The organism is Methylobacterium sp. C25, from assembly GCF_021352225.1.
Lineage (GTDB): Bacteria > Pseudomonadota > Alphaproteobacteria > Rhizobiales > Beijerinckiaceae > Methylobacterium.
Window position 1 is genome coordinate 234735 of record NZ_JAAUVI010000004.1, and the last position, 15970, is coordinate 250704.

The 15970-nt window shown below is 67.1% G+C and carries 16 protein-coding genes; 8 read left to right on the plus strand and 8 right to left on the minus strand.

Annotated features, from left to right (window positions below; all coding sequences use genetic code 11):
- Nucleotides 1-27: 27 nt before the first annotated feature.
- Genes HCU64_RS13685 through HCU64_RS13695 form a run of 3 tightly spaced genes read right to left on the minus strand, consistent with a single transcriptional unit; the run spans nucleotide 28 to nucleotide 2569 of the window.
- On the minus strand, nucleotides 28-840 hold the full coding sequence (locus HCU64_RS13685) for a Cof-type HAD-IIB family hydrolase (protein ID WP_233384542.1): 813 nt from the start codon (nucleotides 838-840) through the stop codon (nucleotides 28-30).
- 16 nt (nucleotides 841-856) lie between these two features.
- Entirely contained in the window at nucleotides 857-1375 is a 519-nt protein-coding gene (locus HCU64_RS13690) for a gluconokinase (RefSeq protein ID WP_233384543.1), read from the minus strand.
- 30 nt (nucleotides 1376-1405) lie between these two features.
- Entirely contained in the window at nucleotides 1406-2569 is a 1164-nt protein-coding gene (locus tag HCU64_RS13695; RefSeq protein WP_233384544.1) for an alpha/beta hydrolase, read from the minus strand.
- Nucleotides 2570-3030: 461 nt separating this feature from the next.
- Between HCU64_RS13695 and HCU64_RS13700 the strand changes: the two genes are divergently transcribed.
- Both HCU64_RS13700 and HCU64_RS13705 read left to right on the plus strand, forming a co-directional pair.
- Nucleotides 3031-4197: a polysaccharide biosynthesis/export family protein gene (locus tag HCU64_RS13700; protein WP_233384545.1), complete on the plus strand. Its 1167-nt coding sequence runs from the start codon at nucleotides 3031-3033 to the stop codon at nucleotides 4195-4197.
- A gap of 212 nt (nucleotides 4198-4409) precedes the next feature.
- A complete protein-coding gene (locus tag HCU64_RS13705) occupies nucleotides 4410-5555 on the plus strand; it encodes a branched-chain amino acid ABC transporter substrate-binding protein (protein WP_233384546.1) in 1146 nt (381 codons plus the stop codon).
- Nucleotides 5556-5561: 6 nt separating this feature from the next.
- Here the strand turns inward: HCU64_RS13705 and HCU64_RS13710 are convergent, their stop codons facing one another.
- A complete protein-coding gene (locus HCU64_RS13710; protein WP_233384547.1) occupies nucleotides 5562-6134 on the minus strand; it encodes a tyrosine phosphatase family protein in 573 nt (190 codons plus the stop codon).
- A gap of 105 nt (nucleotides 6135-6239) precedes the next feature.
- On the opposite strand from HCU64_RS13710, the gene HCU64_RS13715 reads away from it, so the two are divergent.
- The 5 genes from HCU64_RS13715 to HCU64_RS13735 all read left to right on the plus strand — a co-directional run bounded on the left by HCU64_RS13715 (nucleotide 6240) and on the right by HCU64_RS13735 (nucleotide 11697).
- A complete protein-coding gene (locus HCU64_RS13715; RefSeq protein WP_233384548.1) occupies nucleotides 6240-7337 on the plus strand; it encodes a TRAP transporter substrate-binding protein in 1098 nt (365 codons plus the stop codon).
- Nucleotides 7338-7753: 416 nt separating this feature from the next.
- The gene (locus tag HCU64_RS13720; protein WP_233384549.1) at nucleotides 7754-9142 is read left to right on the plus strand and encodes a deoxyribodipyrimidine photo-lyase; all 1389 of its coding nucleotides are present in this window, start codon (nucleotides 7754-7756) and stop codon (nucleotides 9140-9142) included.
- Between the two features lie 81 nt (nucleotides 9143-9223).
- Nucleotides 9224-10591 carry a chloride channel protein gene (locus HCU64_RS13725; RefSeq protein WP_233384550.1) on the plus strand — a complete coding sequence of 456 codons (1368 nt, stop codon included), beginning with the start codon at nucleotides 9224-9226 and terminating at the stop codon, nucleotides 10589-10591.
- A gap of 36 nt (nucleotides 10592-10627) precedes the next feature.
- Complete coding sequence (locus HCU64_RS13730; protein ID WP_233384551.1) at nucleotides 10628-10807, plus strand: DUF1328 domain-containing protein; 180 nt, start codon at nucleotides 10628-10630, stop codon at nucleotides 10805-10807.
- 14 nt (nucleotides 10808-10821) lie between these two features.
- Entirely contained in the window at nucleotides 10822-11697 is an 876-nt protein-coding gene (locus HCU64_RS13735) for an SDR family oxidoreductase (protein WP_233384552.1), read from the plus strand.
- Here HCU64_RS13735 and HCU64_RS13740 read toward each other — a convergent pair.
- The 3 genes from HCU64_RS13740 to thiE form a co-directional block, all read right to left on the minus strand.
- Nucleotides 11672-12295 (minus strand): helix-turn-helix domain-containing protein, encoded by a 624-nt coding sequence (locus tag HCU64_RS13740; protein WP_233384553.1) that lies wholly within the window; start codon nucleotides 12293-12295, stop codon nucleotides 11672-11674. The two genes, HCU64_RS13735 and HCU64_RS13740, sit on opposite strands and share 26 nt — an antisense overlap.
- Nucleotides 12296-12391: 96 nt before the next feature.
- Nucleotides 12392-13207 (minus strand): bifunctional hydroxymethylpyrimidine kinase/phosphomethylpyrimidine kinase, encoded by an 816-nt coding sequence (gene thiD, locus HCU64_RS13745; protein ID WP_233384554.1) that lies wholly within the window; start codon nucleotides 13205-13207, stop codon nucleotides 12392-12394.
- On the minus strand, nucleotides 13207-13932 hold the full coding sequence (gene thiE, locus HCU64_RS13750; protein ID WP_233384760.1) for a thiamine phosphate synthase: 726 nt from the start codon (nucleotides 13930-13932) through the stop codon (nucleotides 13207-13209). The genes thiD and thiE overlap by 1 nt, the downstream gene beginning before the upstream one ends.
- Before the next feature lie 178 nt (nucleotides 13933-14110).
- Between thiE and HCU64_RS13755 the strand changes: the two genes are divergently transcribed.
- Nucleotides 14111-15142 (plus strand): NUDIX hydrolase, encoded by a 1032-nt coding sequence (locus HCU64_RS13755; protein WP_233384555.1) that lies wholly within the window; start codon nucleotides 14111-14113, stop codon nucleotides 15140-15142.
- Nucleotides 15143-15149: 7 nt separating this feature from the next.
- On the opposite strand, the gene HCU64_RS13760 is transcribed toward HCU64_RS13755, so the two are convergent.
- Nucleotides 15150-15659 carry a MucR family transcriptional regulator gene (locus tag HCU64_RS13760; protein WP_233384556.1) on the minus strand — a complete coding sequence of 170 codons (510 nt, stop codon included), beginning with the start codon at nucleotides 15657-15659 and terminating at the stop codon, nucleotides 15150-15152.
- Nucleotides 15660-15970: the final 311 nt, after the last annotated feature.

The window sequence follows — 15970 nt, forward strand, 5'->3', positions numbered from 1 at the left end:
ACCGGGGCACAGTCCCCGGGGAGTCGCTCAACTCGCCGAGGCGCTTGCGAGGACGAAGCGCTCGATGGCACGGGCGAAGCCGTCATCGTCGTTGCTCGCGGTCACCGACGTGGCAGCGGCCTTCACGTCCGGCGTCGCATTGCCCATGGCGATGGCCAGCCCGCTCACCGCGAACATCGCCTTGTCGTTGGCGGCATCGCCGATGGTCGCGATCCGCTCGGGAGCGATTCCGAGCCGGCGGCCGACGTCCAGAACGAAGCTGCCCTTGCTCACGCCAGGGGGCGTGATGTCGAGATAGTAGGCCTGCGAGCGCCCGACATTGGCTTCGCCACCCAAGGCCTCAGACAGGCTTGATTCGGCACGAGCGAGCCCGTCGGCAACCCCGCTCACGCCGACGATCTTCTGAGCCGACCGGAGAAGCGTGCCGAGGTCGCCGACGACCCTCGGCTCGATGCCGAGCGTCCGGCGCTCGAGGTCGGTGTAGGGCGCGCCCGGATCACGCAGGTTCCAGAAGCCATCGGCGAAGACCCAGACGTCGATTCCCGCCCGAAGCAGGCTCTCGACCGCCTGCCGCGCGGCGTGCTCCGGAATCGACGCCTGAGAGAGCGGCACCAAGTCTGGACTGACAATGCTACCGCCGTTGAAAGCGCCGATCGGCAGCCGCAGGTTCAGTGGCTCGACAAGGGGCCTGAAACCAGCCGGGGGCCGGGACGATGCAATGGTAAAGCGGATGCCGACAGCCGAAAGGCGCCGCACCGCGTCGATGCTCGCCGGCGTCAAACGCTTTTCCGTCGTGACGAGCGTGCCGTCGACGTCCGAGACCACGAGGGCGATATCCATGCCGGCTCCGCTCGCTTCAGGGTTCCTTTGCGAGAGCGAGGCGCGCGAGGATCGTGGCCGCGATCCCGTCTGACTCGTCCTCGATCCCCACCGTGACCGGACGCTCGTCGGGGCCCGGAGGTTCCAGATCGGCGAACTGGCTGTCGAGCAGAGCGGCCGGCATGAAATGGCCGTGCCGCCGCGCCAGGCGAGCGGCGATGACGGCGCGACTCCCCTCCAGATACACGATGCGAACGCACGGGCGACCGCGAACCAGGGCGTCGCGATAGACGCGGCGCAGGGCCGAGCAGGCGACGACGCCTCCCTGCCCGTCCGCCAGCCGCGCGTCGATCCACGCAGCGATCCGGGCAAGCCAGGGCCTGCGGCTGGCATCGTCGAGAGGGTGACCGGCCCGCATCCGGTCGATGTTCTCGAGGGTGTGAAAATCGTCGCCGTCGGCGAAGGGCAGGCCGAGCCGTTCGGCCAGCAGTTCGGCCATCGTGCTCTTGCCGGAACCCGACACGCCCATCACCACGAGCACCATCGGAGCCGTCATTTCGTGCATCCGTGCTTTCGGGAGTGCCCCTCAGGCAGCCATCGTCTCACATGAGGGACCGTGCGCGGTCGAGAGGCTGGCCCAGTCGGCCAGCCCGCGCTGATGCAGGGTCTCGGATCCGAGCGTCATCGCGAAGAAATCGTAGGCGCCGGGACGGTCGTTCGACATCAGGAACTGGAAGTGCATTCGGAACGGCCGCAGCCGGACCTTGCGGTAGGTCTCATCGCTGAGGATTTCGCGAAACCGCGCCGAGCGAATCGTCGGGTTGACGATCGCGGACCCGGCTTCGATCGGAAGATCGAGATCGTTCAGCGGATTGAAACGCGGGAAATTCATCCAGTCCTGCGGCGCCACGTAGTCGATCCAGGCGACCCGCCGGCTCGTCACGAGGCTCGCGATATCGGCCCGGACACGGGCCGCCTGCGGCTGGATCGCAACCAGCGGCAGCCCCGAACCGAGCGTCGCAACCGACAGGACCGACCCTTGCGTGCCGACGTCGAGATCACGGGCAAGCAGCCGCGCTGTCACCTCCACCGCCGTCAGGCCGCCGGTGGAATGGCCGACGATCAGGATCTCGTCCAGCGTCTCGCCTGCCTCCGCAAAAGCGGAAAGGCGTGCGACGAGGTGGTCGGCGAAGACGTTGAGCCGCGTCTCGTAATCCGGCCGCCGCCCCTGGCCGTGCTGCCAGTTGAACACCCAATCGTTCAGGAGCTGCCAGAAGAAGGCGCGATAGAGGAGCACCTCCATCGTCCTGATCCAGCCGAGGCCGACGAGGATACCGAGGGGAATCGTCGCCCAGGGCGGTAATCCCAGGCTGTGCGCGTACCAGTCGCCGAGATGGGCATGGACCACGAGGGCGACGAGTGCGCTGACCGCCCCGAGCAGCAGAAGCAGGACAAAGGGATAGAGAATGACGTTTCCGTACTTCCAGTTGAGCCGGTAGAACGTGAACAGCTTGCCTCGGATCAACGCGTGCAGTGTGCCGACGACGAGGAGGGCCACGCTGACGAAGCGCAACCGCTCCGAGTCCCGCGCGACGACGTCGTCCCACAGCAGCACGTCGTAGCTTGTCTCGACGCCTTCCGGAGCAGTGACGGTCCAGTGCTGCACGAGCCCGTCCGCCGAGAGGCTCGCGCGGCTGATCTGAGGTTTGGCTTCGCCGAAACATTTGGCGTGCCGCAGCAGCTCACGCACGAAGAGCAGCCGGTAGCGGGTGCGCGATTCCGGGTCGTAGCCAGGACAATAGAAGACGTGGCGTCGCCGGACCGATATCGATTGCTTCGGCGAGCCGGAGCACAGCAGATCGGGCGGCGTATATCCTAGACAAGTTCTTGTCGCGACCGCTCCGCGAGATGGATATCTATCATCAAGATCAGACTGCACACAGCGCCCCCACCACGGCAGTATAGTAAATACTACATGTCATTCCGCATGCATTTTGTCAAAAGATAGCCCTCAAATCTTCTTCGGCAAAAAATCAGGCCGTTTCGAAAAATCAGATGCCGACAGGACTGCCCCCTGCCAACTGGCTTGTGCGAATCGGGGACGACAGGACGACCTGGGCCGTCGAGAGAACACTGTGACTGCCTCGCCACGGACAGGCTCGGTGGTTTGAGCTAGGCAGCAGGCTCAAGGAAACCGACAGGCCCTCCTGTATGCGCTCCATTCCTCTTGCCCTCAGCGTCGCTCTCGCGACCTCGGGCTGTTCGTACCTGCCTGCGGCAGGGCCGACGTCGAGCGCGATCGTGAACGGGGCGGACGTCGCGACGCCTGGTGGGGTGTATGCGCGCTACGAGCTGGTGGACGTCTCGCCGGCGGTGATCGAATCGCTGCGCTCGCGCCCGCTCGACAGCCTGCTCGCCACCTTCGGAGACCGCAGTCCCTCGTCTGAGCCGGTGATCGGCATCGGCGACTCGGTGTCGGTCCAGGTTTGGGAGGCGGGCTCGGGTGGCCTGTTCTCGGGGCCGCTCGTGGCCGACCGTTTCTCGGCCGGCTCGAAATCCGCGCTGATCCCCGAGCAGGTGGTGAGCCGCGACGGGGCAATCTCGGTGCCCTATGCCGGCCGTATCCAGGTGGCGGGCCGCCGTCCCCAGGACGTGCAGGTGCTCATCGAGAACGAGCTCGCGGGAAAGGCGATCCAGCCCCAGGTGCTGGTGACGGTCTCGAAGCCCATCTCGCAATCGGTGACGGTGACCGGCGAGGTCACCTCGGGCGCGCGTATCCCGCTCTCGGGCAAGGGCGACCGGCTGCTCGACGTGGTGGCCTCGGCCGGCGGTGTCAGGGGGCAGGTCAGCGAGACCTATGTGCGGCTCTCGCGCGGACCGACCACCGTGACGGTGCCGCTCACCGCCGTGGTCTCGAACCCGCGCGAAAACATCTTCATGCGCCCGAGCGACGTGCTCACCCTGGTGCGCGATCCGCAGACCTTCATGGCGCTGGGCGCGCTCGGCAACGCCACCGAGATCCCGTTCTCGGCCGAGGGCATCACCCTGGCTCAGGGCCTCGCGCGAGCCCGCGGCCTGTCGGACGTCCAGGCCGATGCGGAGGGCGTGTTCCTGTTCCGCTTCGAGCCCAATACCCTGGTGCGGCGCCTCAAGCCCGGCTCGCCGCTTCTGACCACCAAGCTCGTGCCGGTGGTCTATCGCTTCAACATGCGCGATCCGCAGAGCCTGTTCATGAGCCAGGCCTTCCGGATGCGCAGCCGCGACGTGCTCTACGTCTCCAACGCCCCCTTCACCGAAGTCCAGAAGGTGCTCAGCGTCTTCTCGACCGTCGCATCGCCGATTTCCGCTGCGGCATCGACCTACGCCTACACTCGATGAGGCACAGGACCGTCACCGGCGTCGCTAGCCTAGAAAGGATGGCAGCCGGGCTCGTAGCTTTCGCTTCTTGCGAAGCACCGTGCTGGCACCGATCCATGGCCGAGGATGTGTTCATCTCCCTGTCTTTGCTAGGCCGTCTTGAATTTTGCTCATTGTGCGGCGCCCAGCGAGTCGGGTTTGGCTGACAGAACAAGAGCGCTAGAAGGGGCGTGATGACGATCGGACGCCTTCTCCTTCGCAGCGCACGCCCAGCCAGCCTTCCGTCACGGATCGTATTCGGAACGATCCTGTTGGCTGTGTCCAGCTGCCCTACCCTGGCGGATGTCGTCGTCGGCGTCGCCGTGCCGCGCTCGGGTCCCTACGTCGCCATCGGCGAACAGGTCTTGCGCGGCGTCCAGGCCGCCGCGAACGACGCCAATGCGAAAGGCGGCCTAGACGGCGAGCAGATCGTTCTCGACGTCCAGGACGACGCCTGCGACTCCAATCAGGCGACAGCGGTCGCGAACCACTACGTCCAGGCGAATGTCCGCCTCGTCGTCGGCCATGTCTGCTCGAATGCGTCCCTGACAGCCTCCGACATCTACGCTGCCAACGGAATCGTGATGATCACCGCGGCCTCCGTCGCCGCGAAGCTCACCGACCGCAACCTGCCCACGATCTTCCGGGTCTGCGGACGCGACGACGATCAGGCCAAGCTCTCGGCGGCCGTGCTCGCCGAGCGGTTCCGCGACCGCAAGATCGCGATCCTCTACGACCCCTCGCCGCCCTCGCGCACGCTCGCCGCGGCCACCAAGGACAATCTGAACCGGATCGGCGTGAACGAGGCCCTGTTCGCGGCTTTCCAGCCGGGCGATACCGACAACGCCGCCCTCGCCGACCGGTTGAAGAGTGCAGGAGTCGACGTGGTCTATTACGGCGGCGGCGCCCCGGAGATGGGGCGCCTCGTGAAGATCTCGGCCGATCGCGGATTCAAGCCGCAATGGTTCGGCACCTCGTCGATCGCCACGCCGGAATTCGGCAAGATCGCCGGCTCGGCGAGCAATGGCGTCCTGATGACCTTCTACCTCGACCCGAGCCGCAAGCCGGAGGCGCAGCCCGTCGTCGCAGCGGTGAAGGCGCAGGGAGGTGAACCGGACGGCTCGCTGGTCTACGGCTACGCAGCCTTACAGGCGCTCGTCGAGGCCGGCAATTTTGGTCACAGCGCCGACGCGCGGGCCATTGCCAAGGCGTTGCACACCGAGCGCTTCGATCTGGTCCTCGGCCCCGTCGGCTTCGACGCCAAGGGCGACGTGACCGCTCAGGGCTACGTGCTCTACGTCTGGCGTGACGGCAACTTCAACTACGCCAAGACGAACTGAGCCGGCTCAGGGCCGGATGGCCGCCTCGACCTCGGCGGCCCTGTTGAGGTCGCGCATCACCGCATCGAGGCTCGGATTCCTGGCGAGCTGGCGTCCATGCAGGCGACGCACGGCGTCGACGAGGGTGCCCTTTCGCCCGAGCGCATCATCGGCGAAGCCGATCATCCGGGCATTCGGCCAAGCGCCGTCCCGCAAAGCGTGCAACCGGACGATCAGCTCTTCGGCCGGCGTCTCGGGCTCGGCCTGGGCGAAGAGCGTCGCCAAGGCGGCCGTCGAGCGCGACAGCCCGAGATGGCAATGAACCAGGATGTGGGCCTCGCCGGCCTCAGCCGCGATCGATCGTCCGAAAGCGAGGATCGTTTCTACATCGCCAGGTTCTGGCACGACGACGCCGGGTGCCGGCGCGACGGCATCGTGGAAGCGCAGCACGCTACGGCGATGCGCGCCGTACCCGCCGAAATCCGGATCAGGCCAGCCGGGATCGAGGATCGACAGCACATGCGTGACGCCGCGAGCGCCGTGACCCGGCAGTTCCTCGAGGCCGCAGACGGTATGCAGGGTGACGCGGGCGTGTTCCACGGCATGCTGCTATCACAAGAGTGATGGTCGAGCGAACGCGGCGGGACTTCGCACGCCCGAATGTGTATGCCGCGCCGAGCAGAGATCTGAGACGAGCGACGCGAGATGCCGAACACCTTGCCGCGACGGGCGCTTCTCTCCGCGGGCCTGGCGACCGCCGCCGCGCCACTGGCAACGCCCGCTCTCGCCGAAGCAGCTCCCGAGCTGACCTGGCGGCTCGGATCCGGCTTCCCGAAGACGCTCGACATCCTGTTCGGCGCCTCCGAGAGCTTCGCCCGGATCGTCGGCGAGGCCACCGACGGCCGCTTCAAGATCCAGCCCGCCGCACCCGGCGAGATCGTGCCGAACGAGGGGCTGCTCGACGCCGTGGGGTCGGGCAAGGTCGAGATCGGGCATGCCTCGTCCAATCTCGGTTTCGCCAAGGATCCGGCCTTCGGGCTGGCCACCGCGACGCCGTTCGGGCTCAACGCCCGCGGGCAGAGCGCTTGGTGGCTCCAGGGGGGAGCGGGGGAGCTTTTCGCCGAGGTCTTCGCCAAGCACGGGCTGGTGGCGCTCCCGGGCGGCAATACCGGCGCGCAGATGGGCGGCTGGTTTCGCAAGGAAATCAAGACGACGGCCGACCTGCAGGGACTGAAGATCCGCATCACCGGGCTCGGCGCTCAGGTCATGGCAAAGCTCGGCGTGTCGCCGCAGGCGACCGCGGGCCAAGATCTCTACGGGGCCCTCGAGTCGAAGACGCTCGACGGCGCCGAGTGGATTGGCCCGCACGACGACGACAGGCTCGGCTTGCAGAAGGTTGCGCCCGTCTACCACTTCCCCGGCTTCTGGGAGGGTGGCGCGATGATGCTGTTCTGGTTCAACGCCGAAAAGTGGAAGGCACTGCCGAAGGCCTACAGGGCCGTGCTGCAGGCAGCAGCCGCGCAGGTCAGCGCCGAGGTCCAGGCCAAATACGATGCGCGAAATCCTCAGGCCCTGCGCCGGTTGGTGGCCGTTGGCGCTCAGCTTCGGCCCTTCCCGCAGGAGGTGATGGAGGCGGCGCTGAAGGCGGCCAACGACCTTTACGGCGAACTCTCGGCCAAGAGCGCCGACTTCAAACGGATCTATGAGGCGATGAAGACGTTCCGGAACGAGGAATATCTCTGGTTCCAGGTCGCCGAATACACCTACGACAATTTCATGATCCGCGCCCGCGCCCGCGGGTGAGGCGGCCGTCAAGGCAAAAAAAAAGCCGCCCGTGAGAGCGGCCCGTAGTCTAGGGAGGAAACGCCCAAGGAGGGCAGCAGGACCGAACGCCATCGATCCCGCGACGCACAATCTGATCCTTCGACGGCGAAATGCAAGAGCGTCGTTTCAGGTGACGAGGCGCTCGACGTGCTGACCCGCACATTGTTCGAACAATGTTACCAAAATGTCTCAGGCTTGGATCGCGCCGCTGGTCAATGATCGAAGGCGAAGGCCAAATAGATCTGCCCTTAAACCTCTGTGAATTCAGATGTTCTGATCCTGATCGAGCTCCGGTATTGGCAAGCGGTGCGTCGGGAGGTTTGAACGGACGGCGGGGTCATGGTGCAAGGCTTTCGCCGAAGGCCATCAACTGGAATGGAGTTTTTTGATTCGGCATGGCGATCCAGGCGACGCGTCTCAAGGCTCTGAACGACGTCGCACCGCGCGAGGGCGGCTCTTACGTCCTCTATCTGCTCCAGCAGGCAAACCGCGCGGACTATAATCCGGCCCTTGAATTCGCGATCGAGGAGGCGAACCGCCTCCGCTGTCCCGTGGTCGTCTGTTTCGGGCTGCTCGATGGCAAGAGCGGCTTTCCCGAGGCCAACGCCCGGCACTACGCCTTCCTGCTGCAGGGGCTCGCAGATTGCCGGGGGCGGCTGGCCGCGCGCGGCATCGGTTTCGTCATGCGGAAGGCCTCACCCGCCCGGGTCGCCATCGATCTCGCGAGAGATGCGAAGCTGCTGATCCTCGACCGCGGATATCTGACGATCCAGAAGAGCTGGTACCGCGAGATCGTCGACGGGGTCGACACGCGGATCGTCCAGGTCGAGGGCGACGTGGTGGTTCCCGTCGAGACGGCCTCGAAGAAGCACGAATACGCCGCACGCACCTTGCGGCCGAAGCTCCACAAGCTGTGGGACGAATATCTGGAGCCACTGAAGGCCCGCAAGGTCACGCACAAGGCCGACCGGCTGAGCCTGGAGAGCGAGATCGACATCTCCGATCCCGATAAAGTGCTCGCCGGCATGAGCCTCGACACCTCGGTCGCTCCGGTGAAGCGGTTCGTCGGTGGCCACACGGAGGCAAAGCGGCGCCTGAAGGCCTATCTCGCCGGCTCCTTCGCCGGTTACGGGGCCGAGCGCAACAAGCCGGAGGCGGATGCCGCCTCCCACATGAGCCCCTACCTGCATTTCGGACAGATCTCGCCGGTTGAGATCGCGCTGGCCGTGCGCGACGCCAAAACCGGCAGCCGCGAGGACCGACAGAGCTACCTCGAAGAGCTGATCGTGCGGCGCGAGCTCGCCATGAACCACGTGTTCTACACGGAGGGCTACGACCGCTACGAGACCGCTCTCCCCGATTGGGCGAAGAAGACGCTCGCCGACCACGCCGAGGATCCGCGCCCACATCGCTACAGCGAGGCCAAGCTCGCCGGGGGTGAGACCCACGACGAATACTGGAACGCGGCGATGCGCGAGATGCGTGAGACCGGCTACATGCACAACCAACTGCGCATGTACTGGGGCAAGAAGATCCTTGAATGGTCCCCCTCCCCCGAGGAGGCCTTCAGACGCACCCTGCGGCTCAACAACCGGTATTTCCTCGACGGACGCGACGCGAACTCCTTCACCAACGTCGCCTGGATCTTCGGGCTTCATGATCGCCCCTGGCAGCGACGCAAGATCTTCGGCACGGTGCGCTACCAGAGCGAGAACTCGCTGAGGAAGTTCGACGCGAAAGCCTATCTGAAGAGCGTGGAGCAGCTCTGCGCCGCGGAGGGCTGAGCCGGCCCGAAACTGGCTTAAGAGAGACCGTGGCGGGACGCCCCGTTCCGCCTCCGCGACGCCCTCCTCCGAACAGGCACCATGAAGCTTCGTCCCCGCCAGATCCGACGCACGATGCTGCGTCTGCGCGGCGCATCCCTCGACACCTGGCAGGTCTGGCGGCGAAGGCTGTTCTTCCTCACCGGAGGCCTCTGCGTCGGCCTCGCCGCCGTGGCCATGGCAAAGCTCGCGGATGGCGCGCAGGCTTTGTTCAAACAGGGGCTGGCCGTCTCGCCCTGGCTGACGCTCGCCGTCACGCCCGCGGCCTTCGCCCTCGCGGCCCACCTCGCCCGCACGGTATTTCCGAACTCGCAAGGGTCCGGAATTCCTCAGGTCATCGCGGCGCGCGCCATCGACGATGCAGGCGCGCGCCATGCTCTGGTTTCCCTGAAGGTCGCCTTCGGCAAGATCGTGGTGATGACGCTGGGGCTGCTCGGCGGCGCCTCGGTGGGCCGTGAGGGGCCGACAGTGCAGGTCGGCGCGGCGATCATGGGAGCCTTCGGCAGGCTCTCGCCCGAGCGGATGCGCGGATTGCTGCTCGCGGGCGGATCGGCGGGTGTGGCGGCAGCCTTCAACACGCCGCTCGCCGGCATCGTCTTCGGCATCGAGGAGCTTGGCCGGGCCTACGACACGCGGGCCGGAGGTCTGATCGTGGCCGCCATCATCGCGGCCGGCCTGACCTCCCTCGCGATCCTCGGCGACTACACCTATTTCGGCACCACGAAGGCCGTGCTTCCGTTCTCGGCGAACTGGCTCGCCGTGCTCGTCATCGGCGCGGCCGGCGGTCTCCTGGGCGGCCTGTTCAGCCGCATCGTAATCCTGTTCGGACGCGGATTGCCGGGCCGTGCCGGCCGCTGGATCGCCGCGCATCCAGTCCTGTTCGCGATGTCCTGCGGCCTCGCCGTCGCGGTGGCAGGCCTGGTCTCGGGCGGGACGATCTACGGCACCGGCTACGAGGAGGCCCGGGCGATCCTGCACGGCGAGGACCATGTCGACTGGAGCTTCGCCCCGTTGAAGTTCCTCGCCACCGTCTTCTCCTCGATCAGCGCGATTCCCGGGGGCCTGTTCGCGCCGTCGCTCGCCGTTGGCGCCGGGATCGGCGCCGAGGCGCGCCTCCTCTTCAGCGATGCGCCGATCGGCGCGCTCGTGCTGATCGGCATGGTCGCCTACCTCACCGGCGTGCTGCAGGCGCCGATCACGTCCTTCGTCATCGTCACCGAGATGACCCAGGACCACGCCATGATGATCCCGCTGATGATCGCAGCGGTGATCGCGGACGCGGTCTCCAAGATCGTCTGCAAGCAAGGCATCTACCATGCGCTCGCCGCCGTGCTCGTCGCCAAGGCTGAGCCGGCCGACGAGGATTTTCCTGCACCCGGCACGGAACGCGGCACGGCCAAGCCGGGTTGATGGCCAGCTTTTTTCTCGTCGTCCTGGAGTATCCCGATGAAGCTGCTGCGGTGGGCCCTGATCGCCTTCGTGATCTCGATCATCGCCGGAGGCCTCGGCTTCACCGGCATCGCCTCGGGCGCGCGCTCGATCTCCAAGCTGCTCTTCGGCCTGTTCCTCGTCATCGCCATCGTGATCGTGGTGATCGCCGTGGCCATCGGGCACGCAGTGTTCTGAGCGCGCCGGCTTTGATGCGGGGCAAGACCTGTCTCGTCACCGGTGCCTCCTCGGGCATCGGTTTCGAGACGGCGCTCGGCCTGTCCCGTGCCGGCGCCCGCGTCGGCATCGTCGGCCGCAGCCGCGAGCGAACGGAGGCCGCCGCAGCCCGCATCCGCGCGGAGACGGGTGATCCCGTCGACGTCTTCGTCGCCGATCTCTCATCGCAGGCCGAGACCCAGCGGCTCGCCGGCGAGGTGCTCGCGCTCTATCCGCGCCTCGACCTGCTCGTGAACAATGCCGGGGCGATCTTCGACCGGCGCATGGTCACGGTCGACGGGCTGGAGCGCACCTGGGCGCTCGATCACCTCGCCTACATGCAGCTGACCCTGGCGCTACTCGACCGGCTGAAAGCCAGCGCACCGGCTCGCATCGTCAACCTGTCTTCGGCCGCCCATACGCGCGGCCGGATCGCCCTCGATGACCTGAACGGCGAACTTGGCTTCGCCGGCATGAAGGCCTACTCGCAGGCCAAGCTCGGCAACCTGCTCTTCACCTACGCCCTCGCCCGCCGCCTCGAGGGCAGTGCCGTCACCGTGAACGCGGTGCATCCCGGTGTGGTGGCGAGCGAGTTTGCCAAGAACCTCGTCGGCCCGCTCGGCTTCGTCTGGGGGCTGATGCGGCCCTTCCTCATCTCGACGGAGGACGGAGCCAAAACCTCGCTCCACGTCGCCACCGCAGCCGAACTCGACGGCGTGACCGGGCGCTATTTTGCCAAGAGCCGAGAGACGGCCTCTTCGGCGCTCAGCCGCGATCGCGCCCTGCAGGAGACGGTCTGGGAGGCAAGCCTGAGGCAGCTCGGCGGGTTGGAAGGCGCGACCGCGCCTACTCCATCACCGCCGCCTTCATGATCACCACCATGGTGGCACGGGCCGGCTCGCTGCCGATGCAGCGCACGACGTGCGGGCGGTCGCAGCGATAGCGCAGGGTCTCGCCGGCCTTGGCGCGCTGGATCTCACCCGACACGTCGACCTCGAAGGCGCCCTCAATCACCGACAGCGACTCCACCGAGCCGCGCTGATGCGGGTCGGAATCGAGCACGCCACCGGGATCGGCCGAGACGTCGTACCATTGAAGCCACTCGACGGTCTTGATCCAGCCGATGATGGCGAGGCGCACCTTGCCGTCGTCGGAGACCAGGATCGGCGTGTCCGCCCGCGAGGTCTTCTCGATGAAGGGTTCTTCGTCGGACGTGGCGAGCACGCGCTCGATCGAGACGTCGAGCGCCTGGGACAGGCGCCAGATCGTGGCGAGCGTCGGGTTGGTCTCGTTGCGTTCGATCTGGCTGATGATCGACTTCGCGACGCCGGACTGCTCGGCGAGCTCCGAGAGCGAAAGGTTGTAGGCCTTCCGCAGCCGCTGGATGGTCTTGCCGAGTTGGCCCGACAGCACCTGCGCGCCGAGATCCCGCGCCCGCGCCCGTTCCACCCCCGTCGCCGTATCCTGCATCGTCCCTGTCCGCCGCCCCGCCATCCGGTAATCCGAACGAGCGTTTTCTCCATCAAACGCAAAGCGCCGGCGGACGCAACCCGCAAGGGCGCCCGATCACTGCCAGAGCGCATGGAAGTGATGGACCGGACCGTGCCCCCGGCCGACCGAGACACCGTCGGCAGCCCGGATCGCGGCCGTGATGAAGCTCTTCGCGCGCGCGGACGCCTCGGCGAGCTCGAGCCTGCGGGCGAGACCCGCGGCGACGGCCGCCGACAGGGTGCAGCCGGTGCCGTGACTGTTCGTAGAGACGATGCGTGGGGCAGCGAGGCGACGCAGGGTGCCGTCGGCGCCGATGAGATGGTCGACGCTCTCGTCACCTTCGGCATGGCCGCCCTTGATCAGCACGGCCCGCGCTCCGAGCGCCAGGATCTTGCGCGCCTGGGCGACGGCCTCGTTCTCCGTCCCGGCAACCTCCGTCGTGCCGAGCAACGTCGCCGCCTCGGGCAGGTTGGGCGTGATCACGGTTGCGAGCGGCATCAGCTCGTCGCGCAAGGCGGCCACCGCCTCTTCCGAGATCAGCCGATCGCCGCTGGTGGCGACCATCACGGGATCGAGCACGACGGGGAGCCCGGCAGCATGGCGTCGCAGGCCCTCGGCCACCGCGCGGATCGTGGCGGGCTGCGAGAGCATGCCGATCTTCACCGCGCCGACCGTGAGATCGGACATCACGGACTCGATCTGGGCGGCGACGAAGTCCGCCGGTACGTCGTGGATCGCCTGCACGCCGGTGGTGTTCTGCGCGGTGATCGCCGTGATCACGCTGGCGCCGTAGACCCGCAGCGCCGCGAACGTCTTGAGGTCGGCCTGAATGCCCGCGCCGCCGCTCGAATCCGAACCGGCGATGGTGAGCGCGATCGGGGTGCTGGCCATCAGCGAAGGTCTCCTCGGTTCTTGTGTCCGCGCGCCATCAGCGCTGCATCGATGCGCTCGCGCAAGTCGCGCGCCCTGGCCCGAGAGGCGCCGTCCTTGAACAGGGCCGAGATCAGCGCCACGCCGTCGGCGCCGGCCGCGATCACCTCGGCGACGTTGCCCGCGTCGATCCCGGCGATGGCCCCGAGCGGCAGGCTCGGACCGCGGGCGAGTCGTCCGCGGACGACGAGGCGCTGCAGCCCGTCGAGGCCGACCGGTAGATCGGGATTGTCCTTGCTCGTCGTGGCGAAGACGCCTCCGATGCAGGCATAGTCCACCGGCAGCCGGTACAGCTCGTCGGCCTGCGCCCCGGTCTTGACCGTGAGCCCGATGATGGCGGCGGGCCCGAGCAGGCGGCGGGCCTCCTCCGGGTGCAGGTCGCCCTGGCCGAGATGCACGCCCTCGGCACCCGCCGCGAGAGCCAGGTCGACGCGGTCGTTGACCAGCAACGGCACATGGCCCTCCACCGCCGCCTGGACCGCGCGGATGCGGGCGAGCGCGGCGCGGGCGCTGTCCATGTCCTTGTCCCGGTACTGCAGCAGCGTACAGCCGCCGGCGACGGCCTCCGATGCCAGCTCCGCGAGCCGGCTGGCATCGCCACCGAGCACACCCACGTCGAGGAGCCCGTAAAGGCGCAGGTCGACCGCATTGAGCCGGCCCGTACCGCGCTCCGCCATGCCCGCCATCGTGCCGCTCACCCGAACCTCCCCATCCCGACCTCGACCCGCGCTGCTTGTCGCGCCGCCCGCCCCCGGGTGGCAAGCCTCGCATCCACGCGCAATCGGAAACCGGACGTTGACGAGGAAGCGGACCCGTCCGCTATAGCGGTGGCGTTTAAAGAGATCCGCGGGAGAGACTGACGCGATGACGACGGCGGAGACGATCCGGGCCGCCTCACAAGGCGCGGAGGTGCGCGCCGCCGCGCCATCCTCGGCCGGTGCGTCCTCCGTCGGCCTCGTCGCGGTCATCCTCGCCGCCACCGACGGCGAGCCCCGCGCACTCACGGTGCCCGTCCCCGGCCAGGCCAAGGGCCGCGAGACCGGCCTGCCCTCCGGCCCCCTGGTCTCCGAGCACCCGACGCTGGAGCGCGGCCTGCGCGCCTGGGTCGAGCGTCAGACGCAAGCGCGGCTCGGCTATGTCGAGCAGCTCTACACCTTCGGCGACCGCGACCGGAAGGCAGCCGGGCCCGGATCCGACGCCGTCCACCTGCTCTCGGTCGCCTATCTCGCCCTGACCCGCGAGGCGCGGGCTACCGGCGAGACCGCCCCCGATCTCGAGCCGACCTGGCGCAACTGGTACCGCTTCCTGCCCTGGGAGGATTTTCGCGAGGGCCGGCCGCCGGCTCTCTCCGAGATCGAGCCGCGGCTCGCCGCCTGGATCGCCCAGGGCTCGGACACCAAGCTGCGGCGCCAGCGCGAGGACCGCGTCGGCCTCAATTTCGGGGGCACCTGGAACGAGGAGCGGGTGCTCGAGCGCTACGAATTGCTGTTTGAGGCCGGGCTGATCCCGGAGGCCAGGGGTCAGGGCGGCACCGCCGATCCTGCCGATCACGCCGTGACTGGCCAGCCGATGGCCCTCGACCACCGCCGCGTGCTCGCCACCGCGATCGGGCGCCTGCGCGGCAAGATCAAGTATCGTCCTGTCGTGTTCGAGCTGATGCCGCCTGCCTTCACGCTGCTGCAGCTCCAGCGCACGGTGGAGGCGCTCTCGGGCATCCGCCTGCACAAGCAGAACTTTCGTCGGCTCGTAGCTCAGCAGGGATTGGTGGAGGAGACCGACGGCATCACCAGCGGCGCCACCGGACGGCCGGCGAAGCTGGTGCGCTTCCGTCGGGAGGTACTGCTGGAGCGTCCGGCGCCGGGCGTCCGCCTGACGCGGTCGCGCCGGTCCGTCTGAAGCCGGCTCAGCCGTCCTTTTTGCGCGAGGCACGGGCCTTCTTGGGGGGGCCCGCTTCGACGGGCACCGACTGCAGCACCGGATCGGATGCCACCACGGCGACGGTCTTGCGACGTTGCTGACCGAGCCCGAGAGCGCGGGCCAGTTCCGAGCGCTGCTCCGAGTAGCTCGCGGAGGTCATCGGATAATCGGGGCTGAGGCCCCATTTCGCGCGGTACTGCTCCGGCGACAGCCCCCGCAGCGTCAGGTGGCGCCGCAGGGTCTTGTAGGGCTTACCATCCTCGAAACTGATCAGGTGCTCATGCGAGATCGAGCGCCTGATCTCCTGGGCTGTCGCCCTGGCTGGTGCAGCCTCCGCCGCGGGGGCGAGCGCCGTCACGCCACAGATGGCCGTGTGCACGTCACTCAGCAATTTCGCGAGGTCGGCGCTCTGTACATGGTTGTTGCTGACATAGGCAGAGACGATATCTGCAGTAAGCGTGACACGTCGTGCCGTTTCGTCGCTGGATTCGCTCATATCTGACCTGCCCTCACGTTGATAGGAAAGATCGAGCCGAGGATATGCCTGATAATGTCTGCGAGCAAGAACTCGAATCTGTATAATCGAGCGTTTTAATGGAAAACGATGAGGGCTTCCGCAGGAGGCCAATTTCTGTTCGATTGTAGAACCAGCTCGTCTCTCAATCCAAGAGCGACCACTTGCCGATATGAATTCAATCTGTGCTGAACGAGTGATTGCCACGAAGCGTGGCTATTTCGCGGTTTGTCGAAGCACACTCGGTTCTACAGCCTTTGCGCGGGACAAAGGGGGGCGATCAAGATCGTTAC

Excerpts from the sequence above, each read along its gene's own strand:
- HCU64_RS13685 (WP_233384542.1), bottom strand. The coding sequence starts at position 840 with ATGGATATCGCCCTCGTGGTCTCGGACGTCGACGGCACGCTCGTCACG.
- HCU64_RS13690 (WP_233384543.1), bottom strand. The coding sequence starts at position 1,375 with ATGACGGCTCCGATGGTGCTCGTGGTGATGGGCGTGTCGGGTTCCGGC.
- HCU64_RS13700 (WP_233384545.1), top strand. The coding sequence starts at position 3,031 with ATGCGCTCCATTCCTCTTGCCCTCAGCGTCGCTCTCGCGACCTCGGGC.
- HCU64_RS13705 (WP_233384546.1), top strand. The coding sequence starts at position 4,410 with ATGACGATCGGACGCCTTCTCCTTCGCAGCGCACGCCCAGCCAGCCTT.
- HCU64_RS13715 (WP_233384548.1), top strand. The coding sequence starts at position 6,240 with ATGCCGAACACCTTGCCGCGACGGGCGCTTCTCTCCGCGGGCCTGGCG.
- HCU64_RS13720 (WP_233384549.1), top strand. The coding sequence starts at position 7,754 with ATGGCGATCCAGGCGACGCGTCTCAAGGCTCTGAACGACGTCGCACCG.
- HCU64_RS13725 (WP_233384550.1), top strand. The coding sequence starts at position 9,224 with ATGAAGCTTCGTCCCCGCCAGATCCGACGCACGATGCTGCGTCTGCGC.
- HCU64_RS13730 (WP_233384551.1), top strand. The coding sequence starts at position 10,628 with ATGAAGCTGCTGCGGTGGGCCCTGATCGCCTTCGTGATCTCGATCATC.
- HCU64_RS13735 (WP_233384552.1), top strand. The coding sequence starts at position 10,822 with ATGCGGGGCAAGACCTGTCTCGTCACCGGTGCCTCCTCGGGCATCGGT.
- HCU64_RS13740 (WP_233384553.1), bottom strand. The coding sequence starts at position 12,295 with ATGCAGGATACGGCGACGGGGGTGGAACGGGCGCGGGCGCGGGATCTC.
- thiD (WP_233384554.1), bottom strand. The coding sequence starts at position 13,207 with ATGGCCAGCACCCCGATCGCGCTCACCATCGCCGGTTCGGATTCGAGC.
- thiE (WP_233384760.1), bottom strand. The coding sequence starts at position 13,932 with ATGGCGGGCATGGCGGAGCGCGGTACGGGCCGGCTCAATGCGGTCGAC.
- HCU64_RS13755 (WP_233384555.1), top strand. The coding sequence starts at position 14,111 with ATGACGACGGCGGAGACGATCCGGGCCGCCTCACAAGGCGCGGAGGTG.
- HCU64_RS13760 (WP_233384556.1), bottom strand. The coding sequence starts at position 15,659 with ATGAGCGAATCCAGCGACGAAACGGCACGACGTGTCACGCTTACTGCA.